Raw genomic sequence first — 25165 nt, 5'->3', positions numbered from 1 at the left:
TTCTTCTCGCGCGAACAGCGCGGACCGCGCCGCGCTGTTCGTGTGCCTGGGCAGGTGAATCTTAGACGCCGGTAATGACTTCGTTCAGCGTCTGGCGGATTTGCTCGAGACGGGCGGAACGGTTCCGAATCGGCTGCTGCTGGCCGAGCGCGTACGCTTCAAGCGACTTCAGCGTGTGCTTGCCGGCGACGATCTCGGCGCCGATACCTTCGCGGTAGCTCGCGTAGCGCTCTTCGACGATGCCGTCGAGGACGTTGTCTTCGATCAGCTTGGCCGCGGCCTTCAGGCCGTGCGCGAACGAATCCATGCCCGCGATGTGCGCGAGGAACAGATCCTCGTCCTCGAACGACGCGCGGCGGACCTTGGCGTCGAAGTTGACGCCGCCCTTGCCGATGCCGCCTTCGTTTTTGAGGATTTCGAACATCGCCAGCGTCGTGGAGTACAGGTCGGTCGGGAATTCGTCCGTATCCCAGCCCAGCAGGTAGTCGCCCTGGTTGGCGTCGATCGAGCCCAGGACGCCGTTCAGGCGGGCGACGCGCAGCTCATGCTCGAACGTATGGCCGGCCAGCGTGGCATGGTTCGCTTCGATGTTCAGCTTGAAGTGATCCTTCAGGCCGTATTTGTGCAGGAACGCCAGCGTCGTCGCCGCGTCGAAGTCGTATTGGTGCTTCGTCGGCTCCTTCGGCTTGGGTTCGATGAGGAATTGGGCGCCGAAGCCGATTTCCTTGGCGTAATCGACAGCCATGCGCAGCATACGGGCCAGGTTGTCGAGCTCGAGGCCCATGTCGGTGTTCAGCAGCGACTCGTAGCCTTCGCGGCCGCCCCAGAAGACGTAGTTTTCCGCGCCGAGCTCCTTGCCGACTTCGAGCATCTTCTTAATCGTCGCGGCGGAGTAGGCGAACACTTCGGCGTTGCTGGACGTGCTGGCGCCGTGCACGTAGCGCGGGTTGGTGAACAGGTTGGCCGTGTTCCACAGCAGCTTTTTGCCGGTGGACTGCTGGAATTCCTTCAACTTGGCTACGATAACGTCGATGTTCTTGTTCGTCTCGGCGAGCGTCGCGCCCTCCGGCGCGATATCGGCGTCATGGAACGCGTAGAACGGGACGTTCAGCTTTTCCAGCAGCTCGAAGTTCGCTTCGACGCGGACCTTCGACTTGTCCAGCGGGGACAGCGAATCCCAGCTGCGCACGGCCGTGCCGGCGCCGAACGGGTCGGTGCCGTTCGCGTTGAACGTATGCCAGTATGCGACCGCGAAGCGCAGGTGCTGCTCCATCGTCTTGCCGAGGACGACCTCTTGGGCGTTGTAGTGTTTAAAAGCGAACGGATTGCGCGACCCGCGGCCTTCGTATTGAATCTTCGGAACGTTGGGGAATAAGCTCATGACGGGCGATAGCCTCCTTGAGGAATAGGATGAATTCGGTTACATTCGTTCTGCCCTTTCAGCATACCACCGCAAAGTTAGTTTGTCTATCCAATAAACTAAGTTTTATGCTATGATGAGGACAGCGTTTAGGGACGCAACTTGACGAGGAGCTTCGGCCGAAAATGACAACAACTACAGGCGATCAGGCCTTGATCAAACGAATGAATACGGCGATCGTGCTGGAGGCGATCCTGCGCGACGCGCCGCTCTCCAGAGCCAACATCTCCGAGTTGACCGGGCTGAACAAAGCGACGGTCTCTTCGCTCGTGCAGGACCTGATCGATCACCAGCTCGTCCGCGAGACCGGCACGGGCGCCTCGAGCGGCGGACGCAAGCCCGTCATGCTCGAATTCGTCGCGACCGCCGGCTATGCGGTCGGCATCGACCTGGGGGTCAACTATTTGCGCGGGGTGCTGACCGACCTGCGGGGAGCCGTGATGGCCGAGCGGACGCTGCCGCTTAACGAAGCGCAGCCCGAGGAAGTATTCGGGGTGCTGCGGCCGTTCGTTCAGGAGCTGATCGACGAAACGCCGGCGAGCCCGTTCGGCATCGTCGGCATCGGCGTCGGCGTCCCGGGGCTCGTCGATCGCCAAGGCACCGTCCTGTTCGCGCCGAACCTGGACTGGCGGGACATTCCTTTGCGGGATGCGCTGAACCGGACGTTCGGCATTCCGGTCCTGATCGACAACGAGGCGAACGTCGGCGCGATCGGCGAGCAAAAGTACGGCATCGGCCGCGGCATTTCCAATATGGTCTACGTGAGCGTCGGGATCGGGATCGGCACCGGTCTCATCCTGCATAGGGAGCTGTACAAAGGGGAATCCGGCTTTTCCGGCGAAATGGGCCATCTGTCGATCGAAGCCAACGGCAGGCCCTGCCGTTGCGGCAACCGGGGCTGCTGGGAGCTCTACGCTTCGGAGCAGGCGCTGCTGGAGCGCGCGGCCGAAGACGGCATCGCCGGGGGGCTGGACGAGCTGCTCGCCGAAGCGGAAAACGGCAACGCGGCGGTGCGCGAAATGTTCGCGGAGATCGGACGGTCGCTCGGGGTCGGCATCGCCAATATCGTTAACGTGTTCAATCCGAACGCCGTCCTCATCGGCAACCGAATGAGCCGGGCGCGCGTCTGGATCGAGGACGCGTTGCGCGAGACGGTCGAGCAGCGGGCGCTGAATTTCCACCTGCGCAACGTGCGGCTGCTCTACGCCGAGCTAGGGGAACGGTCCGCCGTCATGGGGGCCGCCGAGACGGCGATCGCCGCGTTTTTCGTTCGCCTCCGGTCGGCTTAAGCCTCGTTAGACGCGTGAAGGGGCTGTCTCGAAAGCCACGTTGAAGCGGTTGACCCAGAGCCGCCTGACCGCCCTAGTAGATTGACTCAAAAATAATGTAACTATTTTCCGGTTGTTGCTTTTCCGTTAAAGGTTACAAAATGGATACCAAAGTTACAAGTAAAAATGGCTTCGCCGTCATTAGATGAGGGCGAGACGTCATATCCAGCGCGGTCACGGAGTTATCTCGTCCGTTCAAGCTGGAGGATTTCCGGCTCGGCCTGAATTCGGTGCTTGACCAACGGGTTAGCTTCGAATGAGTGACTTGTTTGGAACATTGCTAATGGTTGTCATAGCGCTTAATCGCCCAAAAAACGGAGGTTTCTATTCTAACGGTTGTATGCGCGCTTATTTGGATGAAACAGCCCCTATGCCTACGAAAAAACGGGAAATAGGCTCGCTGGTAACCGTTACATTTTGCAAACCCCATTTTCAGCCCAAATAGCGTCGCTCACAACCTTTAGAATTTTCGCCCGCTATTACGCACCCCCATCTACTCCTCTGGTCAAGCACCGATATCGGTTATGAGCCGGAATTCCCGTTTATCCCCGGGTTGGGGCTTAAACACGTTACTTCAGGATCTTCCTACTAGTTGGAGCATTTGCTCCATGACGGTAGCGCGGTCTCCCAACTGCAAAATTGTTCGCATTCGCATAAAAGGGTACCTCCCAACGTTCAAACAAAAGGACCTCAATTTTCACTAATAGTGAAAGTTGAGGTCCTTTTATCGATGATATCGGTGCTGCGCGGGGCTCATAAAATCACAGGATGACTTTGGAACAGCACCTATTACGAGAATGGCCTACTCCGGCTTGGATGCGGCCTGGATCGCTCCGTATGCCCAATGCCCCGTCGGCACGTCGGCATAGCGGGACTGATCCGAAGTCGCGGGCGTGCGTCCGACCAGCTGATTCAGGATCGCCGCGGCTTCCGCGCGCGTCAGGATCCGATCGGGCTGGAACGTGCCGTCCGCGTAGCCCTTCAAGTACCCGTTCCGCTGCGCTTGCAGGATGTCCGCTTCGGCCCAGTGCCCGCGAATGTCGGAGAACGGGAGGTTATCCGTTTGATCCGGCGCTTCTCCTTGCTTAGGAGCGAGGGCCGCCAGCAGCGCCGCCATTTCCGCTCTTGTCAGCTTCGCGTCCGGACGGAAGGTACCGTCGGGATACCCCTTCATCCATCCGCGCGCGGCCGCGGCCGATATGCCTGTCACGGCCCAATGGGAAGAAGCGACGTCGCGGAATCCCGCCGCTGTGCCCGAACCTTCCGCGCCCAGCAGCCTCGTCAGCATGACGGCCATTTCGGCCCGGTTCACGGCCGCGTTCGGCTTGAAAGTCCCGTCCGGATAACCGCTCATGTAGGCGATTCCCGAGTCGTGCGGCGCTTGGCCAGCCGCGTCGGACCAGCCCGCGATCTCGACGATTCCGAACATGCTGAAGTGGTCGACGTCGAACGCGATCGCGGATTGGCCGTCCAACGCGGCGATTCGGCCTTGCACGAGCTCGGTCTTGCCGTCGCCGTGCTCGATGTAGACGCCGGTATCCCGCGGCAGCCCGGTCAGGCCGGACGTGCCGAGCGGCAGCATCACTTCGATCGCGCGACCCTGGAGGGTTGTCCGGATATCGATCGGCGCGCTGATCGCGCGAACGGTTCCTCTTCCCGCCGCAGCGACGACGACTTGCGAAGCGGCGGCCCGGGCCGCGAGGGAGCGTCCGGCGGCTTCGCCGCGGAGCGGCCGCAGCTCCCACTCGATCGGCGCGGTCGCGCCGGCGAGGGAAAACGGCGGCATTCGGACGCCCGCTTCCGGCGTGAGGATGCCGAGCGCGATGCCGGCATCCGCGAGCAGGGACGCTGCTGCAGCCGACAGCCGGATGACGCGCAGGTCCGGCTGCGACGGCTTGTCGTTCAGCGCGATGTCCAGCGACGCGAGCCCCGCCGCGCGCAGCTTGGCGATTGCTTCCCGGACCCAGTCGTCCGAGATCGTCAGCGTCTGCGCGAGTTCTCCGCCCGCATTCTTTTCCAAGCGAACCGGGAGCGTGCCGAGGGCGGTGCTTCCGGCTTTGGCCGTCGCGTAAGCTTGACCGGGATCCGCCGGGGGCGCCGATCCCGATCCGCCGCCGCCCGAGCCGGTGCCGGGATTGCCGCCGCTGCCGGGGTCACCGCCTTGACCGGGCTCTCCCCCGCTGCCGGGTTCGCCCCCATTTCCGGGGTTGCCACCTGTGCCGGCTGTCGGCGTTACCTCGTTCGACGGCAAAGACGCCGCCGACGCGCCCTTGGCGTTTACGGCTTTCACCGTAAACGTATAGGCCGTACCGTTGATTAGGCCCTCCACCGTCACGCTCGTCGACTGGCCTTCGCTTCTGATCGTCTTCGCTTCCGCATTGCCGACCCACGCCGTTACAACATAGTCTTGGATCGGCAACCCGCCGTCGTCCACAGGCGCCGCGAACGTCACGGTCGCCTTCTCGTCGCCTGCGGCCGCCGTCACGCCGGTCGGCGCGTCCGGCACGTTGGTCGTGTCCGGCGCGGACGGCGTCACTTCGTTAGAAGGCGAGGATGCTTCCGACTCGCCTTTGGCGTTTACGGCCTTCACCGTGAATGTATAGGCCGTGCCGTTGGTCAGGCCCTCCACCGTCACGGTCGTCGACTCGCCTTCGCTTACGAACGTCTTCGCTTCCGCATCGCCGGCCCACGCCGTCACCGTGTAGCCTTTGATCGGCAAGCCGCCGTCGTTCGCAGGCGCCGCGAACGTCACCGTCGCCTTCCCGTCGCCCGCGGCCGCCGTCACGCCCGTCGGCGCATCCGGCACGGCGGTCGTGTCCGGCGCGGACGGCGTCACTTCGTTGGACGGCGAGGACGCCTCCGACGCTCCCCCGGCATTCACGGCCTTCACCGTGAATGAATAGGCCGTGCCGTTGGTCAGGCCCTCTACTGTCACGGTCGTCGACGCTCCTTCGCTTATGACCGTCTTCGCTTCCGCATCGCCGGTCCACGCCGTCACCATGTAGCCTTTGATCGGTAAGCCGCCGTCTCGGGCGGACGCCGCGAACGTCACCGTCGCCTTCCCGTCGCCCGCATCCGCCGTCACGCCGGTCGGCGCGTCCGGCGCGCCGTACGGCACGACGGTCGCCGACGCAAAGTCGGACAGGCCTTGTGCGTTGCCCGCGGCGACCTGGACGTCGTACTCGGCTTCCTTCTCCAGCCCCTCCCACGTATAGGATCGTTGATCCCCCGGAAGATCCGCGGCCGCGACTTCGGCTCCGTCCCTGACCAGCCGAACCCGATAAAGGTCGATCTCGCTGCCGCCGTCGCTCGCCGGCGGCTCGAACGTCACCGTCGCCGCTTCGAAGCCGGCCGTCGCGGCAACCTCGCGCGGCGGCTGCGGCTTGCCCCGGGGGATGACGGGATCGGTCCTTTCGGACTCGGCGGACCAGCCGTTCACGTTTTGCGTCTGGGCGGCGAACCGGTACGCTTTCCCGTTTTCCAACCCTTCTACGACCATCTTTATCGGCTGCTCCGGATCCGCGTCAGCCTCGGCTTCCTTCACTTTGCCCGCTCCCGCATCATAGACGAGGACCCGAACCTTCGTAACCGACCACGCGCTGTCCTCGTTCGGGACGACGGTCACCTCCGCCCCGTCGTCCAGCGGGTTCGCCGCAACGAACGGCATGCCCGGCGGCTTCGGGAGCACCTTCAGCGTGAAGCGCCAGTCGCCCGCGGAAAGCCCCGCGTAAGGGCTGCCGTTGGCGTCCAGGAACGCCCCCGCTTCGATCGCCACGCTCAGCGTCGCTCCTTCCGGCCACTGACCGTCCGGCCGGATCTCCACGGTCGAACCGCGGATCGACACCCGATCCCCGGCCGCATCGATGTCGTCGCACAGATCGTGCAGGTCGCAAACCGAGATCGTCTTGCCGGCCACGGGCGTTACGGGTTTGCTGAACGTCAGCCGGAGATCGTCGCGCGGATCGAAATTCTCGACTCCGTACGCCGGCAGCGTCTCCGTGAGCGTCGGCGGCGTCCAGTCCGCATACCCCGCCACGTGCAAAGTCCCGTCCGAGTCCGTATAAGAAATATAGGGCGTTCCGTCGTCCGCCACGGCGACGGGGATCAGCCTGTAGGACGAGTAGTCCCGAACGCCGAGGGAACCGATCTCCGTCCAAGACGTCCCGTCCCACTTGACCGCGTGTATCCAGCCTCCCGGGTCGTAGGTTTCGCGATAGGCCACGATGGGAAGCCCGTCGGTCGGATCGATCGCCATTTTCCCGTAAAACCCCGGGAATTGACCGATCTGGCTCCATTCGCCCGCGGCGTTGCGGTGCCAGACGATGTTCTGGTTGTTCGTCCCGTTGCCGGAGTTGTAGCATAGATACAGGCTGCCATCGGACGCCGATTGCAAATCCGGGGAATTGCCCCACGGATTGAGCGACCCGATATCCCGCCATTCGCCGCTTGCGGAACGCGCCTTCACGACCGGATTGTAAAACCCGCTGGCCGCGTCGAAAAAAGCGACGACCGGCTGCCCTTGCGCGTCTACGGCGATATTCGGCATAGTCGCATTGCCGCCCGTAACGATCTCCAAGCCGCCCCAGGCACCGTTTTCAAGCGCGCCCGCCGTCGCTCTGCCGCCTTGGTTCGAATCGCTGATCGCGAGCCAGATCCGGCCGGACGAATCGGACGTGATCATCGGCTTGCTGCCCATTCCGACCGACGGGAGCGGACCGCCGACCGCGGGCCACGTTTTGCCGCCGGGCTGTTGCTGGCGAACGAGGATTTCCCGGCTGTACTTTTCATAATAGACCACCGTGGGGCTTACCCCGGGCGCGACTTCCAGGTCGAACTCGCTCATCCCTTCCGCCACGTGATCGTCTTCGCTCTCCCGCGTCCAGACGCCGCGCTCGAGGCGGTCTACGAAGAGCCGTTCCGCGCTTGCCCAGGCGAACCACAGAGAGCCCTCCGAATAGGCTAACTCTCCATCCTGGGTGGGGGCCGTCGGCCTGAAGCTTCCGACGTCCCGCCATTCCTTCGCGGCGGCGGCTTTCGCTTCGTTGGCGGTCCCCCACCCTGCCGCCGCAGGCTGCAGCGCCAGCGCGAGCGCCACCCCCGCGAGCAGCGGGCGGAACCTGCTTTTTCTTTTCATCGATCGTTCTCCCTTCGACAATGCGCATTGGACTTTTGTCCGCACTTGTCGAAGATTAGCGCAGACCGCTCCCAAATCGCTCCCAAAGCGGCGGACGAAACGATTCTCCCCCGCGTTTGTCGGGCAACGCGAAAAACCCGCCGATCCGGTTCGGATGCGGCGGGCTCGCTCGCTGTACGATCGTATGTTCCTTCGGTCAGGTCAGTCTGGCTGCACGACGCCTTTTTTCAGGATCAAGTTCGCGTACAGCGCCCCTTCCCCCGTCGCTACGACCGCGTAGGCCCGTTTGGCGCGCTCGTAAAAGGCGAACCGTTCGACTTCCTCGAACGGCTCCGCAAGGCCCGTACGGGCGCGGATGATGTCGCCGTACGTCCCCCAGATCGGCGTCTCGACCTTATCTCCCGGCACGACCTGCATGAGCGCCGCCGGCCGCTCGACATAGGGATCCAGCGGCAGCAGCTGCAGAATCGCGTCCAGCAGCGCCGGGATGCCGTGTCCGTCGCAGCGAAGCAGCCGCTGCGCGTGGCTCGCCGCCGGGAAGTTGCCGTCGGCGAGAACGATTTCGTCCCCGTGCCCCATTTCCATCAGCACTTTGAGCAGCTCCGGCGAGAGGATGGACGGAATTCCTTTTAACATAGGGTCAGCCTCCAATTTTGCCAATCGGGATATGTAAGCGCTACGAGGATTGTACCACGATCCCGCGGGGTCGAGTAGCCGCCGTTTTCGCACCTGTCGGATTTTTGCGAACGCCCACCCCTTTTCGAGAAACAAAAGGTATAATAGGGACTAGTAGATTGACCCAAAAATAAGGCAACGATATCCCGGTTGTTGCTTTTCCGTTAAAGGTTACAAAAGGGATACCAAAGTCATCATAAAAAACCGCCTAACAGCGCGGTCGTGGAGTCAACTCGTTCGTTCAAGCTGGCGGATTTCCGCCTCAACCTGAATTCGGTGCTTGACCAACGGGTTAGCCTCGAACGAGTGATCGGTTTGGAACATGGCTACGCTAACGGTTGTGATAGCGCTTAATCGGCCCAAAAAATGGAGGTTTCTTTTCTAACGGTTGTATGCACGCTTATTTGGACGAAACAGCCCTTCTGCCTACGAAAAAACGGGAAATAGGCTCGCTGGCAACCGCTACATTTTGCAAACCCCATTTTTACCCAAATAGCGTCGCTCACAACCGTTAGAATTTTCGCCCGCTTTTACGCGCTCCCATCTACTCCTCTGGCCACGCACCGATTTCGGTTTTGAGCTGGATTTCCGGTTAATCCCCGGGTGGGGCCTAAGTACGTTATTTCAGGATCTTCCTACTAGCCCGGGCCGGGAGCGCAAAACCCCGGTTTCCAACTTTTCAACGAAAACGGAGGCGTCTGCCGATGACGACGAGCCGCGTGACCGATTTAACCGCCGACCATGAATATGTCCTGGCGCTTTGCGCTGCCGATCCGCAGCTGGCTACGCTTATCAGGCTGGTCGGGGATCTCCCGTTCAAGATCAGCGACGATCCGTTCTCCTCACTGGTGCTCTCGATCGTTGGGCAGCAGCTCTCCGCCAAGGCGGCTTCCACCATTCGGCCGAAATGTTCCTTATCTTCGCCCTCGGCCGCCTGGACGTGATGTCTTACGCGGACGTAGGCCTGCAACGGGCCGCCAGGTGGGTCTATGATCTCCCCGAAGCGCCCAAGCTTCAATACTTGCAGCAGGTAGAGGGAAGATGGTCTCCTTACCGAAGCGTCGCCTCCTTGTATTTGTGGGCGGCGATCGACCACGGCTACGTCGATTCCGGCCGGGACCTGGCGTCCTTCGTCGTTGCGGAATAATCGGTTCGGTGAAAAAAGAGGACGCCCCTCGGTGGCCGCTGCCGCGGTCCGGGACGTCCTCTTTTTTTATGGTTGCCGCCTGGGCTCTCGCCCGGCGGACGTCTCTCAGCCGTACACTTGGCGGATCAGGTCGGCGATCGTTTTTCTCCCCAACTGCTCCATCATGAGCTGCTCCGACTGCTGAACCACTTCGGTGAAGGCGTCCTTCATCTCGTGTCCGATCGGGCCGCAGCTCGCGGTATCCATCATCCCCGAATATAGCGGATCGGTCATGTCGAGCGCGCGGTATACTTCGGCAAGCGTAATCTCGGAAGGCGACTTCTTCAGGAAGTAGCCGCCGTCGCGGCCTTCACGCGCCTCCACGATCTGTGCCCGCGCGAGCCGGGCCAGGATGCGGCGCATCAGCGTCGCCTCCGTGTAGCACTTGCCGGCGATCTCTCCGCTTGGGCAGCGCGTCCCGTTGTCGGCGTGATGGGCCAAGTAGACCAAAGACTGCAGGGCGAACCCGAACCACCGGGGCGTCGCCACGCCTCCGCACTTTTCAGTTGCCATTGACACACCTCCGTCCGACGAAATGCTGGCGCTAGCCATTGCAATCTAGTATAGCGCATTTCTCGCAGGAATGCCTCGGTATTTATGCGGGACCTTTCGCGCTGTTCGCGACCTCGGCCGTCATCCGGTCTCCGCCCTCCCGTTTCCACTGCTGCACGAACGTATCGAACGCATCGACCGGCCACTCGCCGGTGATGATCTTGACGTAGGTTTCCTCCTCCAGCTTGCGGAGCGCTTCCCCGTGCGCCTCCATCGCGGGCGTCGGATCGGGGAACAGGCTTTCCACCCGCACCATCTCCGTCTTGCTCACCGCGCCGCCAAGCAGATACGCCTGGGAGTCGCTCCAGGCGTTCAGATTTTTCAGCGGATTTTCCCGTTCGGTGACGGCGTCGTCGTAGAGCCGCTTGGTCTCCGCGTCCAACTGGTCCGGATCGAGGTCTCCCGCGAGCGCCTGCACGAGACGGTCGTGCCGCTGCACGATCGCGTTCGGATGATCGAGCAGCAGATCGAAGGGGTAGTAGTTGCGCAGCTGCACGCCCGTCTGCTCCGTGTAGACGAGGAGCTGCTTGCCGTTCGGATCCTGGTTGCGTTCGAGCCGGGTGAAGACGTTCAGCAGCTTCAGCACCGCCTCGGGACGCTCGAAGCCGCGCCGCACGACCAGATAGCGATCGGTCGTCGGCGCCGTCGTCGTGACGAATTGGCCGTCGGCGTCGACCGGCACCGCGTACACCTGCCACTCCGCCTTCGTATCGGTCGAGATCGACTTGGGCAGCGGGTAGTACGGCGCCCACCATGGGCCGAAAAACAATCCCGCCTGATTGGTCGTGATGAGCTCCTCCGTGTCCTGCCGGAGCATGAAATCCCGGTCCAGGACACCCGTACGGTACCAATCCGCGAGCAGAGCGAGCGCCTGCTTCGCCTCCGGCAGAATCGAGCCGTAGACGGGCTTTCCGTCCGGGCCCGCGATCCACCGCTTGGGAAAAGCGTGGAATGCCGCAAACACGCTGTTCAGCCCGTTGACGGCCGTCGTCTTGTCGAAAACGAGCGAGCGGTCGACGGGGATACCGGCCGTGTTCGCCTGGCCGTCTCCGTCCGGGTCTCCCTGGCGGAACTTCTGCACGATGCGGGCGATGTCGTCCAGCGTCTTCGGCGGCGCCAGCTTCAGCCGGTCCAGCCAATCCTGTCTCACCCAGACGTAGGTCGGCGCATCCGCCTCGATCGCCACGTTCGGCAGACCGTACAGACGACCGTCCACGGTCGCGTCCCGGATCGCCTTGCCGCCCGTGGCGTCGTACAGCGACTTCACGAGCGAGGATGCGTACTTGGGGTACGCGTCCGTCAGATCGGCGAGCCGTCCGCTCCGGGCAAGCGTCCGGAACTGCTCCCGGTTGACGACGAAAGCGTCCGGCAAGTCGCCGCTGCGAATGGCGTAATCCATCTTGGAGGCGTACTGCACGTCGTTCTGGGCTTCCCAGACGTAGCGGATGGAGATGCCGGTCTGCTTCGTCAGATAACGCGACAAAAAGTTGTTTTCGATCGTGTCGCCTTCGGGAAACTGGATGTCCGCATATAGATGCGGAATGCGCAGCGTCACCGGGGCGTCGTACGCCGCATAGGCTTCCGGCTCGGCTTCGGCCCCGGACGGGGCGCCTCCGCCTCCCCCGCCGAAGCACGAGCACAACGTCAGCAGAGCCGCCGCGCTCGCGGCGAACCGTAATCGAGCCCTCCATCTCGCTGCGCTCACGCCCGCTTCATCCTCCCCCGCCGGCCGCCTGGCGAAACTCGGTCGGCAGGCGGCCCGTCTTGTCCCGGAATACCCGGCTAAAATGCTTTTCGTCCTCGAATCCGACCCGGTTCGCGATGTCGCGAACCGGCAGGGCCGTTTGCAGGAGAAGCGACTGCGCCGCTTCGATCCGCATCCTGCGCAGCGCGTCTCCGAACGCCTCGCCGCCCGCGAACCGCTTGAAGCATTGGCTGAAATAGCTCCGGCTCATGCCCGCCTCGCGCGCCACTTCGTCCTGGGTGAGCTCGCTCCCCGCGTGCTCCCTCATGTAGAGCACCGCCCGAATCAGGCTGGCGTACACCTCCCGGGAAAACGAGCCTTCCGTCATCCGCTGCTGCACCTGCAGCGCCGCGGCGGAAAGCCAGCCCATCCACGCCTTCCAGCGGTCCAGACCGGCGAGCTCCTCCTCCAGCGCCGCCGCGCCGCCGGTGTCCCGCCCCCAGTCGAAGTAGCCGGACCAAGCCGACACCGTCTCCGTCAGGAAGACCCGAAGCCGGACCGGCGGGATCCGCCAGCGCTCGATCCGCTCGACGAACCGCTTCCAGTCGCGGCCGAAGACGAGCCACTTCAGCTGCTTCCATTCCTCGAACGCTTCCGCCAGCTCCCGCTCCTCCGGCGGCTCCGCGGCCTTCAGCGACTCGATCTCGATCGGACCTGCCGGCTCCGACTTGTAGAAGAGGTACGTCGCCAAATGGTCGCGCAGCAGCCGCTCGGCCTCCGCCTGCGGCATCCCGCCGTCCGCGTTCGCCTGAAAGACCCGCCAGTCGCCGTAAATTTTCGGCGGCAGCTCGCGCACCCATTCCGCGGCGTCCGTCTCGGCGAGCGGCGCCATCCACAGCCGCTCCCCGAGCCGTTTGAGCTTGCGCCCTCCGATCGCCCCGAGCGGCGGCGCGTCTGCGGATACCCGCGGATGCGCCGGGCAAAAGACGACGGCCGAACGGAACTCTCGCTCCGCCCCCTGTCGCGCCGCGGCATCCCGCGTCTCCCAGGCGTATCGTTTGGCGATCCGTTGCATCGTCTCGTCCACGTTGCTCTTGTTCAGCAGCGTTTTGACGATATAATCGATCGCGCCGATGCGCAGCGCCTCCTGCACGTAATCGAACTCATGGTGGCAGGTGAGAATGACCGACTTGGTCCAAGGATACCGGCTGCGGGCCTGCTCGATCAGCTCGAAGCCCGACATGCCCGGCATGCTGATATCGACGAACATCAAATGGACTTCCTCCCGGCCGAGCAGATCCAGGGCGGAGGGGCCGTCCTTCGCCTCTCCGACGATCTGCATGCCATAGGCGGACCAGTCCGCAAGCGAGATGAATCCTTTGCGTACGCGCTTCTCGTCATCGACCACCAATGCTTTGATCATGGAGCTCGACCTCGTTTCGAATCGGAATCTCGGCGGAGAGAACGGTCCCTCCCCCCGGCCGGCTGCGGATCTGCAGCCGATCGCCGCTGCCGTAGAAGCTCTCGAGCAGCCGGCGCACGTATTTCAACCCGATGCCCATGCCTCTTCTCGGACGCTCTTCCTCGTCGGCGAACAGTCTGCGGATCTGCTCGTCGGTCATGCCGGGACCGTTGTCCGACACCTGCAGCCGCAGCAGGCCCGCCTCCGTCAGACGCACGTCGATCTCGATGAGTCCGCGTTCCTCGTTTTTGCCGTGATAGATCGCGTTCTCCACCATCGGCTGCAGGAGGAAACGCGGAATCGCCACGTCTTCCGCCGCCGGGTCCACCGCGATGCGAAAGCTCAGTTCGTCCTCGTAGCGGTAGCTCTGAAGCTCGATGTAGTCGCGGAGAGCGGCGATCTCTTCCCTCACCGTCACGATGAGGCTCCTCTTGCCCATGTTGTATTGCAGCACCTTGACCAGCAGGGTGACGATCATGTCGATCTCCTCCTGGCCGTTCGAACGGGCGACCCACTGGACGGTGTTCAGCGCATTGTGGAGAAAATGCGGGTTGATCTGGCTCAGCAGCTTCTCCGTCTCGAGCTGATACTTGGTCCGCTCGTTGCCGGCCACCTCGGCGATCAGATGGTTGACCGTCGTCTTCATCACCTGGAAGTTGCCGAGCAGTTGGTCGAACTCCTCCACCTTCGTATACTGGACGGGCGCCTCCCGCTCCCCGGTCATCCGCACGATCTCTCGATTCACCTTGCGCAGCGAGCCGTACACCTTGCGCCAGATGAGCATCGCCAGTACGATGGCGAAGCCGAAGGCGAACGCGAACAGCAGAATCATCCGCCGGAGCCAGATGTCGATCTCGTGGTTGAAAGCGCTTTTGCTAACGGCCGTCACGAGCTTCCAGCCTTGCGGGCTCTCGTAGCCGAACAGGTAGAATCCCTGCAAAGGATTCTTCCCCTCCTGCGCCGCCTCCCACCGCAGCTCCCGCGGATCGATCGGCGGCGTCCCCTCGTCCGCGTATACAGCCTGGCCGTTCTCGCCGATCAGGTAGTGAGACACCTTCATGCCGTACCACGCGCTGTTCATGAATTTGCGGAACGAGTTGTAGTTCGTCTCCAGATAAATATATACGACCCGTTCCGTGTCCGTTCGGACGACCCGCAGCGAGGAGAACACCGTGTTTGCGCTGTTTTTGTACTGGGTCCGGTGCGGACCGTGGATCTCGGCTCCCCGGTACTGGACGAACGGCGGCAGGGCGCCGATGCCGAACGCGGGCGAGACCGGCAGGTTGGTGAAGAGGACCGGATCCGTCGCCTGCGGCATGTAATAGACGGTCAATCCCAGATCCGGGCTGGTGAAATTGACCACGTTCAGGCTGTCTTCGATGTCTTTTTTGATCGCGGCCTTGTCGTACGGCTGGGTCGTCCGCAAGTACTCATTCATCAGCTCCGCGATCCGGCCGTCGAGCGCGAACTGTTTGGAGACGAAGTCCAAATTGTTGAATACCGTCTCGAGCCCCGTCGCCTCCTGCTTCAAACTCGCGTCGATGCCGCTGCGGATTTTGTTCGACAAAATACCGTGCAGCGAGGAGTAAGTGAAGACGGAAAACAGGATCGGCGGAAACAGGCAGGCGATAAGCAAATAGATGACGAGCGTCTGGCGCAGCGTGCCGGGCTTAAAAGGATGCGGCATCCGGAAAAAACGCGTGGCGAACAGGTTGCGGCATCCCCTCTCGGCGTGCAAAAATCCGTGATCCCATTCTACCAGCTTGACCGGCGTCAGGGAACAGAGCAAGGTATGGAAGCCGCGCGCCGCGCGTCCCCCATACCTTGCTCGTGCCTTCCGCCTTGGCCGTTTATTGTTTGCGGTACCCGAACGCTTTCTCGTTTTGCTCCTTGTTGAAGGCGAGCACGTCGTCGTAGCCGAGGCCTTTGGCTTTGGCGATCATTTCCTTTTTCAGCTTCTCGAATTCCGCGTCGTTTTTGGCGAATACCATTTTCCACGAATATTGCTTGATGACTTGCGCGACTTGGCCCTGCTTTTGGGTCAGGTCGTCCGGCATGACGGTTGGCGCGGTGCCGGTGAAAATCTGTTTTTCGACGGCGAGCAGGTTGTTTTTCTCGAGGTACTCCTTGGCCGTCGTCGCGCCGCCCATCGCCGCCCGCCAGTTTTCCTCCAGCTTGTTCGGCGCTTGGGCGAGGGTCGAGGACCACAGATTGTAATCGTAAGGCTCCCCGGTTTCCGGGTTGGTATTCGTAATCTTGAACGTCGAGTTGTTGATCTGATTGGTACCGTCCTTCCACGTGCCGCCGCCGTACTCTGCGGGTACCGGCGTCGTATTCGACGGGAGCGCTTCTTTGCCGAAGTCCGTCAGCACCTGCTTGCCGCCTTCGAGCTTCCAGGCGAGCCCTTCGGGACCGTAGTTCGCGACCATCGTCCCTTCCGGGCTGTACAGCCAGTCTATGAATTCCAGGATGCGTTCCGGATGCTTCGCCTTGGCGCCGATCGCCCAGACGCGGTTGCCGCCGTACGGATTGAAGCCGTAGGAGAACGTGCGCTCTTCCTTGAACGGCACGAGCGCGAAGCCTTTGCCTTCGGCCAGCCGTTCCGGCGTGTTGTACGTATTGAGCCACGGAAACCAGGTGAAGAGGATTTGCCCGTCCTTCATCTTGTTGGCGACGTCGTCGAACTTCTGGGTGAGCGAGTCCGGATCGACGAGACCCATTTGGTTCGCGTCATAGTAAAGCTTGAGGCCGCGCATGTAGAAGCCGTCTTCGTCGAGCACGCCCTGCACCTCGTCCTTGTCGGCCGAGATCAGCGTGAACCCGCCGGGGTTGAACCCGTCGCCTTCGTCGAAGCCGTTGAGCCCCGCCCATGCCTTCGTGTTCATCATCATGTTGCCGTCCCAGTCCTGCCACATCGAGAACGCGTACGTCGGCCGGCCCGAGTCGCTCTTCGGTTCGAGCTCCTGCATTTTCTTGAGCACCGGCAGGTAGTCCTCCATCTTGTTGATTTCGGGGCTGCCGGCTTTTTGGTACAGGTCGAACCGAAGGTTCGGATGGTAGGTCAGATCCTTCGCTTCCGAAGGGCCTTCCTTGTCTTCGCCGACGTCGAAGCCGATGCCGTATACTTTGGAGCCGCCCCCGAAGTTGGCTTTGTTCTTTTCGATTGCCTTCGGCGCGTACTTCAGTATGTTCTGGCCGTATTTGTCGAGCAGGCCGTCCTGGGTCCAGTCGAGCAGCATGCCCGTCTTGATCGCGTCCAGGTACTTCTGCCCGTCGTCCCCGAACACGACGAGATCGCCCAGGTTGCCGGCGGACATCATCGCGGAGAACTTCACGTCGCCGCCGCCCTCCAGGTTGGAGGAGATGATGTTCAGATCAAGATTGAATTTATCTTTGACGACTTTGGCGAACCAGCCCTGCTGCTCTCCGGAGTAGTTCGACAGCATGGAGAAGACGTCGATCTTGTAGGCGTCCCTGTTCGGAGCCGCCGATGCCGACGACGACGGGCTTTGCGGGGAATCCGAAGCCGGAGGGGACGAGGACGCGTTCTTGCCGCCGCCCGACGAGCAGGCCGCGAGGCTCAAGGCGAGCAGGACGGCGGTCGAAGCCAAGCCTGTTTTTTTCATTTTGTTCAAAGCGATTGCCTCCCTTTTTTGGTATCCGGTAAATGAACCTGCCAACGCTCGGAAAAGCCTTGCCTTGCGCTTGCTGTTGTTCTTGCCCGAAAGCTGCCCGCGGACGATGCCGCAAACCCGGCGCGCCCCGCTCACCCCCTTTCCAGTCGCGCTTCGGCCTCTTCGGCAGGAGCTTAGGCCTTGCTTCAGCCCTTGACGGCGCCGATCATGATGCCTTTGACGAAGTAGCGCTGGAAGAACGGATAAACGAACAGGATCGGGATGACGACGATCATCGATACGGTCGTCCGGATGGACGTGGCCGTCTGCATCTTGGACAGGTCGACGTTGGCCGCGCCCCCGCTGCTGCGGATGATCGAAGCGATCGAGTTGGATTCGTTCAGGTATTTGTAAAGCACGAACTGGAGCGTGTAATACTTCTGGTCGGTCATCAGAAACACGGTATCGATAAAGGAGTTCCACTGGCCGACGGCGGCAAAGATCGCGATCGTGGCGGCGATCGGCATGATGAGCGGGAGGACGATGCGGCCGAACACCGTCATCGTGCCGGCGCCGTCCATTTCCGCCGATTCCTGAAGCACCTCCGGCAGCGATTCGACGAACGTTTTCACCAGGATGACGTAAAACGGGGATACGATCGCCGGCAGGATATAAGCCAGGAAGTTGTTCGTCATGTGCAGCTTCATCATGATGACGTACCACGGAATGATCCCCGCGTTGAAGTACATCGTGACCATCATGAAGCGGTACCAGAACGTCCGTCCCCACATTTTGCGCTTTGTGAAGATGAAGCCGAGGAACGCGGAGCCGATTACGCAGGCGATGGTTCCGATGACCGTCCGGCCGAGCGAGACGAGCGCCGCCTGGGAGAGCCCCTTCAGCTTCAGCACCTGCATGTAGTTGTCGAAGTGGATTTCCTTCGGATACCAAGTGACGAGGCCGCGGGCGCTCAGGTCGTTGCTGCTGATCGTATTGATGAACAGGTAGTAGAACGGGAACAGGCATAGGAACGTGAAGATCGCGAAGAACAAGTAATTCAAGGTCTGGAACGCCGCGTCGCCGAACCGGATGCGCGATGTCATGAGCCTCACCCCTTAGTTGGATTCAGATGATCGATTCGCCGCGAACCCACTTGGACATGCGGTTGGCGAAGAAGAGCAGCGCGATGCTGACGAGGGATTTGAGCATGCTCACGGCCGTGGCGAACGAGAAGTTGGCGCCCAGCATCCCGGTATTGTACACATAGAGGTCGAGCACTTCGATATGGTCCTTGTTGATCGCATTCTGGAAGACGAAGTACTGCTCCATGCCGTTGTTGATGAAGTTCGCGATGGACAGCAGCAGCAGGACGAAGAAGGTCGGCATGATGCCGGGCAGCGTGATGTGCCACATCATCCGGAACCGGCCCGCGCCGTCGACTTTGGCCGCGTCGTACAGCTCCTGGTCGATCGAGGTGATCGCCGCGATGTACATGATGGCGCCCCAGCCGAGCCCTTTCCACGTGCTCCACAGAATCATCGCCAGCCAGGTGTGGCTGTCCGTGGCCAAATAGTTGATGCCCCGGTCCTGCAAGCCCAAGTCGATCATGATCTTGTTGATCAGCCCGTTGTCGACGTTGAACATCATGAACGCGATGGAGTACACCAGCACCCAGCTGATGAAGTTCGGCAGCGTCGTCAGGATCTGCACCGTCTTCTTGAACCACATCGTGCGGATTTCCGACAGCAGGACGGCGAACGCCACCGGGAGCACCGAGGTGAGGATGCCGAGACTGCTCATCGCCAGCGTGTTGCGCATGACGCGCAGCACCTCCTGCGTCTGCGTCGGATTCGCGAAAATGGAGCGGAACCAGTGCAGGCCGACGAACGGCGAGTTGCTTAACGTGTATCCTGGACGATAGTTGTAAAGCGCGTAAATCCAGCCGTAGAGCGGCAAATAGCTGAACAAAAAGACCAGCACCAAAAAAGGAAGCGCATACAAAAACAGCCGGTATCGATCGGGTATTCCTCTCCCGCCTCGGGCGAGCAAACTGTCCGTACGGACTGCCGGTTTCATGGGACCCCTCCTGCCATTCACTCGCTAAACCGCTTACAGAAATCGTTTTCCATTTCGGACGCGAGTGGCCTTGTTGTGTTCGATCTGATGTCTATTGTAATAGGGTTATCGGTAACAGCGGGATACACAGCCGTTTGCGGGTTGCGGACTCCCGTTGCTTGACGGCGAACGGATTTCTACCCGCAGCGAACGGTTTTCCCCCTTGGATGGCGGAAACGCGGCCTATCTGGCGGCTTGGGTAGGCGTGGTTCTCCCTCCTCCAAACGAATGACAAAACCGCCGAACGCAAGCGTTCGGCGGTTTTCATCACTATCTGTCGCCAAGCTAGTTAAGCACCTCGACCCCCTCAACCCTCATACCGCTTCCGGTCGGACGGCAGCAGGATGGCGAGCAGGCCGACGAACGGCAGGAAGCCGATCGTCTGCATGACGCTCGTCATGCCGAACAGGTCCGCGGCCCGGCCGAGCACGACGGCGCCGATGGCGCCCATGCCGAAGGCGAGGCCGGTCGTGAGCCCGGAAGCCATGCCGACCTTGGCCGGCATGAGATGCTGCGCGTAGACGACCGCGACGGAGAAGCCGGACAGCAGAATGAGGCCGAGCAAAAAGATGGCCGGATAGACGAGCCACAGCGGCAAATAAGGCAGCATGAGCGAGAACGGTATGGCGCCCGCGATGGAGAAGACGATCATGTTTTTCAGGCCGATCCGATCCGCGGTCACCCCGCCCAGGAACGTCCCGAGCACGCCCGCGGCCAGGAACAAAAACGTCGGAATCTGCGCCTGCTGCGTCGTCAGTCCGTAGTGCTCGATCAGATAGAACTGGTAGTAGCCGCTGATCCCGGAGTGGTACCAGGACCGCCCGAACACGATGAAGACGAGCAAGCTCATCGCGAACACGACCCTCGGGTGGCTCTTCCGCTCGAGTCCGACGCCGCCCTTCGCGCCCTTTTTGGCGCCGGAGGCTTTCCAGTTGTCGAGCTGCTTGCGGTACCAGGGCACGAGTCCGAGCAGAACGGCGATCGCGAGCCCCGCGAACAGCGTTCCCCAGATGGCGCCGAACTGGCCGAACGGGATAAAGATGGCGTACGCCATGAGCGGCGCGAGCGAGCTGCCGGCATTGCCGCCGACCTGGTAGACGGATTGGGCGAAGCCGCGCTTGCCGCTCGCCGCAAAGTAGACGACGCGCGATCCCTCGGGGTGAAAGATGGCGGAGCCGAGGCCGATGAACAGCACCGCGACCAGCACGCTCCAAAAGGCGGGCGCCAGCGCGATCCCGACCATGCCAAGCAGGCTGAACGCCATCCCGAGCGGCAGCAGGTAAGGCCGGGAGGTACGGTCGGTGTAGCTGCCGACGACCGGCTGCATGACGGACGAGGTCATGTTGAGCGCAAACGTAATCCACCCTACCTGGACATAGGACAAGCTGAGCGACTTTTCCAGCACGGTGTACATGGCGGGTACGACCGCCTGCATCGAATCGTTCATCATGTGAACGAAACTGATGGCAAGCAGCACGGGCATGACGGTGACGGAGGCGGCAGCGGCGCTGCGCGTCTCCGTGGCGGTGGAAGCTGACACGATCGGGGTCCCTCCTCGCCTTGTCGGTTACGCGATCCTGAAGGAGGGCGAAGCAAGGCTTCTGATGAATCAAAAGTTTAGAAGCGTCGTCCCGGGAAGTCAAGGATAATTTGCGGCGTCGATCGGCGCTATCTCCCCGTCCCCTCGCCCGCTAGCGACAAAGGACAAGGCCCCGCCGGCCCTGTCCTCCCATACCGCTCGCTGCGGCCGCGAACGTACCACGCAGACTTCCCCGCTCGCCGCATGCGCACCTAACCTTTCTCAGATCAATGCCCGTTGAAATCCGGAATCGCTTCGAAGAACAGCCGGTCGTACAGCTTGCCTTCGTCCGTCGAAGCGTCCAGAATGCCGAGCTGCTTCTGATATTTGATGAAAAATTTCGCGCTCTCCTGCGCCGCTTTGACGCCCGGCTTCCAATGATAGCTTTCGAGGAGCTTCTGGTTGGTAGGCGCGTCGGCGGAGACGTACTTGAGGTTGGTTTCGATTTCGGCCGTTTCCTTCGCGTTGCGGCCGACCCAGTCGGCCGCCTTTTCGGTCTCCAGCGGCCTGGTCAACGCGAGGTGAAGCATGGAACGGTTTGGTTGGAAAACGGGACAATGGGACATATTGACAGGAAGACCCGAAAGGACGTGTCCCCATGATCAAGAAGAAAACCTGGCTCGCCCTGCTCTTCGCGGCGGGCGCCGCGACGTACATCCTCTGCCGCTCTTTCGCCGGCGGCGATGCCGGCGCGGATGCTGCCGCTCCAGCCGCCGCGCGGAAGGAAGCGCCGGAGATCGACGCGCTCGCGCCCGGCTTCAAGATGACGGGCATGGACGGGAAAATATACACGCTCGGCCAGTTCCGCGGCAAACCGGTCATCCTGAATTTCTGGGCGTCCTGGTGCGGCCCCTGCCAGGACGAGGCGCCGAGTCTGAAGCAGCTGCACGAGCGGCATAAGGGGGACCTGCAGATCCTCGCCGTCAATCTGACGGCGGCCGACAACGAGTCGGACGCCCGCCGCTTCGTCAAGGATCACGGCTTTGCCTTCCCCGTCCTGCTGGACGAGGACGGCAAGATCAGCCGCCGCTACCGCATCCGGCCCATCCCGACGACGTTCTTTATCGATGGGCAGGGCGTCATCGTGGACGGCGTGCTGGGAGCGCTGCCGGCCGACGCGCTGAACCGCCGCGCCGAGCGGCTGCTTGGGACGGGCGGTTAGCCCCGCTTGCGCCGCGCCTTGCGGGCGGCCGTCGTCGCGATCGCCGCGGCGAGCACGAGGCCGGCGAGCCAGGGCGTTTTTTTTCCTCGTCATCGTTCCCGTTGCCTTCGGCGTCAGATGGACGATGACGTAGTAGGTACCCGGCTCCGATAACTGCCCATTCAAGACGTAGCCTCCTTTGCCGCCCGCCTTCGCATTCGCCTGGTAATGGCTCGCCACCTTGGGCCAAATCTCGAAGATGGCGCCTTCTCGAACCCTTTGAGCCCGACCAGCTCCAGCCCTGCGCCCAAGTGATGTAGAAGCCGAGACCCGCCTTGACGCCGAGCATCTCCGCGACGATGAGCGTGACGAACGAAGTGCCGAGCCCCACGAACAGGCCGATGAAGATGAGCGGGAACGCGGCGGGGATCGCCACGCGGAGCACCAGGTACCGTTCTCCCGCGCCAAGCGTCTTGGCCACTTCGAAAAACGACTTGCTCACGCCGGCGATGCCCGACCAGGTCATGACGGTGACGGGGAACTACGTGCCAAGCACGATCAGGAAGATGCTGGCCGTGAAGCTCGACGGAAACACCGACAGCACGACGGGGATCCACGCCGTCGCCGGGATCGGACCGATGAAGCGCAGAAACGGATTGATCCAATACTGGAACTGGCGGTACCAGCCCATGAGGATGCCGGTCGCAAGTCCGAACGCCGCCCCGATCAGGTACCCGAGCAGGAGCAGGCGCACATGTGTTGCAAATCCTCCTTCGATATCGGACAATAAAAAAAGACCCGATCCAACATGGATGGGTCGCCGGTTAGACCGGTAGACGGCTTTATTATTATTCCGATAATATTAGTAGGTAGTCATCTCGTACAATAGCACCGGCCGGCCGGATCTGTCAACCGCAATCTATCAGCTTAGGATTCGTTTGGAAATTCATAAGGAGCGTGGACGCATGAATTCGTTTCGGGCTTTGGTCGTCGATCGGGAAGGAGACTCGCTATCGGTTGAGGTGCAGGAGCTCTCGTTGGATCGGCTCCCGGAAGGGGACGTGACGATCCGGGTGTATTATTCGGGCGTCAATTACAAGGACGGCATGACCGTCGTGCCGGGCGGTCCTATCGTGAAGCAGTTTCCCCACGTGCCCGGCATCGATCTGGCGGGCGTGGTGGCCGCTTCTCGCGATCCGCGGTTCAAGGAAGGCGACGAGGTGCTCGTCACCGGATACGGACTCGGCGTCTCCGTCTTCGGCGGCTATAGCGAATACGCGCGCGTCCCCGCCGGTTGGGTCGTGCCGCTGCCCGCGGGACTTAGCATGAAGGAAGCGATGGCGCTCGGGACGGCCGGCTTTACGGCCGCGCTGTCCATCCACAAGTTGGAGGAGGTAGGCCTCGCGCCGGGCCAAGGCCCCGTGCTCGTCACCGGCGCGACCGGCGGCGTCGGCAGCGCGGCGGTGTCGATGCTGGCCGGGCGCGGGTACGAGGTGACGGCCAGCACGCGCAAGGAGGAGGAGCACGGCTTCCTCCGGGAGCTGGGCGCGAGCGAGGTGCTTGCGCCGGAGGCGCTGCGCATGCCCGAAGGGCGCGCCCTCCACCGCGAGCGCTGGGCCGGCGCCGTCGACCCGGTCGGCGGCAGCTTCCTGCCGCACGTGCTGGGCACGGTGCGGTACGGCGGCGGCGTCGCGCTGAGCGGCTTTACCGGCGGGCCGGACTTCGCCGCCAACGTTTACCCGTTCATTCTGCGCGGCGTCCAGCTGCTCGGCATCGACTCGGTGCTCTGCCCGATGCCGCTTCGGCTGCGCACGTGGGAGCGCCTCGCGGGCGAGCTCAAGCCCGCCGGCCTGCTCGACGCCATCGCGCGCGAGACGACGCTGGACGAGCTGCCGGCGGCGTTCGACGCGATTCTGCGCGGCGAAATGCGCGGGCGCGTGCTCGTCGCGCTGTAGCGAATAATAGTGCTATTTTTTCCGCAGCTGCTCGGCTTATTCGGACAAGTTCTAATCATCCGCCGCCAAAATCTCGATAGTATGGGTATAACGGGTCAGATAGCGCTGAAAACCATGTACGCATATTATGGAGCGTGAAAATATGAAAATTATGTTGGTGGATGACGAAGCGCTGGTGCTAAATCAACTTCAGCGAATGCTATCGGGATATTCCGGGATTTCGGTCGTCGGCTCGTTTCAAAATGCGCGGAAGGCTATTGCGAGTATGCCGGAACTTCAGCCGGATGCCGTATTTTTCGATATCCACTTGCCGGAACTATCGGGAATGGATGCAGTGGAGTTGGCACAGGAGGCTTGTCCGGGAGCCGATATTGTGTTTGTAACGGCATATCACGAATATGCTATCCAAGCGTTCGATCTGGGTGCGGTCGATTATTTGCTCAAGCCGCTGCTTCGAGCTCGTTTGGATCAAACGATAAAACGACTCATGCAAAGACGATTTCATAAACAAGAAGATATCCGGTCAACGGAGCCTTCCCGCATTTTCTGTTTGCGGTCTCTCCGTTTTCAGCGCAGCGGCGGGTCTCCTGAAATTCCGAAATGGCGGACGGCAAAAACGCAGGATCTGTTTGCTTATCTGCTGCATCATCGCGGCAATATCGTCCTCAAGGAAACGCTTCTGGAGCTGCTGTGGCCGGAGCTCGACATGAAACAGGCGATGAGGCAATTGTACACATCGATTTATCACGTCAGACAGTGTTTGCAGCAAATGGGCATGGATGTCCAAATCCGCAATCTGACAATCCAGGAAGGTTACGTGCTCGACGCAAGCCGCATTTGGGTTGACGTGGATGAATGGGAAAGCAGTTTGCAACAGGCGAGCGGAGGGAGTTTGGCCGACAATCACTCTGAACTGCTGCGGCTGGTTGAGCTATATGAAGGGGACTATTTTCAGGAGCACGGTTATTGGTGGGCGGAGAACGAACGCGAAAGGCTACGGAAGCTATGGTATCAGCACGCCCGTTCGTTAGCCCGATTCTATGAGAAAGCAGGAGCGCTGGAGGAAGCGCTCGTGGTATACGAACGAATTCAGGGTGCGGATCCGTATAACGAAGACGACGGACTTGCACTGATCAAGCTTTATATGGCAACCGGACGGCGCGAAGAAGCAGAGAGGCACTACCGTATGCTGGATGATTTGTTTACGAATGAGCTGCGGATTAGCTTGACCGACAAGCTGGCACAAAAGTTTGAATCAAACGGCAGTGCCAGGGCACACCTTAACCTGGAGAAGGGAGGCTATTGAATCGTTCGCCTCCC

19 protein-coding genes and 1 pseudogene are annotated in these 25165 nt (G+C 61.6%); 6 read left to right on the top strand and 14 right to left on the bottom strand.

Going from position 1 to position 25165, the window contains the following annotated elements:
• Window positions 1-61 precede the first annotated feature (61 nt).
• Window positions 62-1381: a xylose isomerase gene (gene xylA, locus LKX83_RS17210; RefSeq protein WP_227883523.1), complete on the bottom strand. Its 1320-nt coding sequence runs from the start codon at window positions 1379-1381 to the stop codon at window positions 62-64.
• Between the two features lie 164 nt (window positions 1382-1545).
• Here xylA and LKX83_RS17205 point away from each other — a divergent pair, with 164 nt between their 5' ends.
• Entirely contained in the window at window positions 1546-2709 is a 1164-nt protein-coding gene (locus tag LKX83_RS17205; protein ID WP_227883522.1) for an ROK family transcriptional regulator, read from the top strand.
• A gap of 841 nt (window positions 2710-3550) precedes the next feature.
• Here the strand turns inward: LKX83_RS17205 and LKX83_RS34125 are convergent.
• Window positions 3551-7882, bottom strand: a complete 4332-nt coding sequence (locus LKX83_RS34125; protein WP_304518333.1) for a fibronectin type III domain-containing protein — start codon at window positions 7880-7882, stop codon at window positions 3551-3553.
• Between the two features lie 201 nt (window positions 7883-8083).
• Window positions 8084-8518 (bottom strand): RbsD/FucU family protein, encoded by a 435-nt coding sequence (locus LKX83_RS17190; protein ID WP_227883521.1) that lies wholly within the window; start codon window positions 8516-8518, stop codon window positions 8084-8086.
• Window positions 8519-9261: 743 nt separating this feature from the next.
• On the opposite strand from LKX83_RS17190, the gene LKX83_RS17185 reads away from it, so the two are divergent.
• Together LKX83_RS17185 and LKX83_RS17180 are read left to right on the top strand one after the other, a co-directional pair.
• The gene (locus tag LKX83_RS17185; RefSeq protein ID WP_227883520.1) at window positions 9262-9501 is read left to right on the top strand and encodes a DNA glycosylase family protein; all 240 of its coding nucleotides are present in this window, start codon (window positions 9262-9264) and stop codon (window positions 9499-9501) included.
• Window positions 9498-9704 carry a hypothetical protein gene (locus LKX83_RS17180; protein ID WP_227883519.1) on the top strand — a complete coding sequence of 69 codons (207 nt, stop codon included), beginning with the start codon at window positions 9498-9500 and terminating at the stop codon, window positions 9702-9704. Before LKX83_RS17185 ends, LKX83_RS17180 begins: the two co-directional genes overlap by 4 nt.
• 105 nt (window positions 9705-9809) lie before the next feature.
• Here the strand turns inward: LKX83_RS17180 and LKX83_RS17175 are convergent, their stop codons facing one another.
• The 9 genes from LKX83_RS17175 to LKX83_RS17135 form a co-directional block, all read right to left on the bottom strand.
• Window positions 9810-10256: an RrF2 family transcriptional regulator gene (locus tag LKX83_RS17175; protein ID WP_227883518.1), complete on the bottom strand. Its 447-nt coding sequence runs from the start codon at window positions 10254-10256 to the stop codon at window positions 9810-9812.
• An 82-nt stretch (window positions 10257-10338) separates the two neighbouring features.
• Window positions 10339-12000: an extracellular solute-binding protein gene (locus LKX83_RS17170; protein ID WP_227883517.1), complete on the bottom strand. Its 1662-nt coding sequence runs from the start codon at window positions 11998-12000 to the stop codon at window positions 10339-10341.
• Between the two features lie 7 nt (window positions 12001-12007).
• Window positions 12008-13402 carry a response regulator gene (locus LKX83_RS17165; protein ID WP_227883516.1) on the bottom strand — a complete coding sequence of 465 codons (1395 nt, stop codon included), beginning with the start codon at window positions 13400-13402 and terminating at the stop codon, window positions 12008-12010.
• The gene (locus LKX83_RS17160) at window positions 13377-15230 is read right to left on the bottom strand and encodes a sensor histidine kinase (protein WP_227883515.1); all 1854 of its coding nucleotides are present in this window, start codon (window positions 15228-15230) and stop codon (window positions 13377-13379) included. The genes LKX83_RS17165 and LKX83_RS17160 overlap by 26 nt, the downstream gene beginning before the upstream one ends.
• 61 nt (window positions 15231-15291) lie before the next feature.
• Window positions 15292-17067, bottom strand: coding sequence for a type 2 periplasmic-binding domain-containing protein (locus LKX83_RS17155; protein WP_227883575.1), 1776 nt, complete (start codon window positions 17065-17067; stop codon window positions 15292-15294).
• Window positions 17068-17261: 194 nt separating this feature from the next.
• Window positions 17262-18158, bottom strand: a complete 897-nt coding sequence (locus LKX83_RS17150) for a carbohydrate ABC transporter permease (protein WP_227883514.1) — start codon at window positions 18156-18158, stop codon at window positions 17262-17264.
• Between the two features lie 22 nt (window positions 18159-18180).
• The gene (locus LKX83_RS17145) at window positions 18181-19131 is read right to left on the bottom strand and encodes an ABC transporter permease (RefSeq protein WP_227883513.1); all 951 of its coding nucleotides are present in this window, start codon (window positions 19129-19131) and stop codon (window positions 18181-18183) included.
• A gap of 346 nt (window positions 19132-19477) precedes the next feature.
• A complete protein-coding gene (locus LKX83_RS17140; protein WP_227883574.1) occupies window positions 19478-20653 on the bottom strand; it encodes an MFS transporter in 1176 nt (391 codons plus the stop codon).
• A gap of 323 nt (window positions 20654-20976) precedes the next feature.
• Window positions 20977-21279: a hypothetical protein gene (locus LKX83_RS17135; RefSeq protein WP_227883512.1), complete on the bottom strand. Its 303-nt coding sequence runs from the start codon at window positions 21277-21279 to the stop codon at window positions 20977-20979.
• Window positions 21280-21347: 68 nt separating this feature from the next.
• Here LKX83_RS17135 and LKX83_RS17130 point away from each other — a divergent pair, with 68 nt between their 5' ends.
• A complete protein-coding gene (locus tag LKX83_RS17130) occupies window positions 21348-21911 on the top strand; it encodes a TlpA family protein disulfide reductase (protein ID WP_227883511.1) in 564 nt (187 codons plus the stop codon).
• Here LKX83_RS17130 and LKX83_RS34425 read toward each other — a convergent pair.
• A pseudogene (locus LKX83_RS34425) lies at window positions 21829-22419 on the bottom strand (ABC transporter permease); the annotation flags it as partial. The gene LKX83_RS17130 and the pseudogene LKX83_RS34425 sit on opposite strands and share 83 nt — an antisense overlap.
• 12 nt (window positions 22420-22431) lie before the next feature.
• A complete protein-coding gene (locus tag LKX83_RS17120) occupies window positions 22432-22644 on the bottom strand; it encodes a hypothetical protein (protein ID WP_227883509.1) in 213 nt (70 codons plus the stop codon).
• A 211-nt stretch (window positions 22645-22855) separates the two neighbouring features.
• On the opposite strand from LKX83_RS17120, the gene LKX83_RS17115 reads away from it, so the two are divergent.
• Complete coding sequence (locus LKX83_RS17115) at window positions 22856-23845, top strand: acrylyl-CoA reductase family protein (protein ID WP_227883508.1); 990 nt, start codon at window positions 22856-22858, stop codon at window positions 23843-23845.
• Window positions 23846-23987: 142 nt separating this feature from the next.
• Window positions 23988-25151 (top strand): response regulator, encoded by a 1164-nt coding sequence (locus LKX83_RS17110; RefSeq protein WP_227883507.1) that lies wholly within the window; start codon window positions 23988-23990, stop codon window positions 25149-25151.
• Window positions 25152-25165 lie beyond the last annotated feature (14 nt).

Source organism: Cohnella baijiui (genome assembly GCF_020731285.1).
GTDB lineage: Bacteria > Bacillota > Bacilli > Paenibacillales > Paenibacillaceae > Cohnella.
Note: the sequence above shows the minus strand (reverse complement) of the source record. Positions and strands in the feature narration are given on the sequence as shown.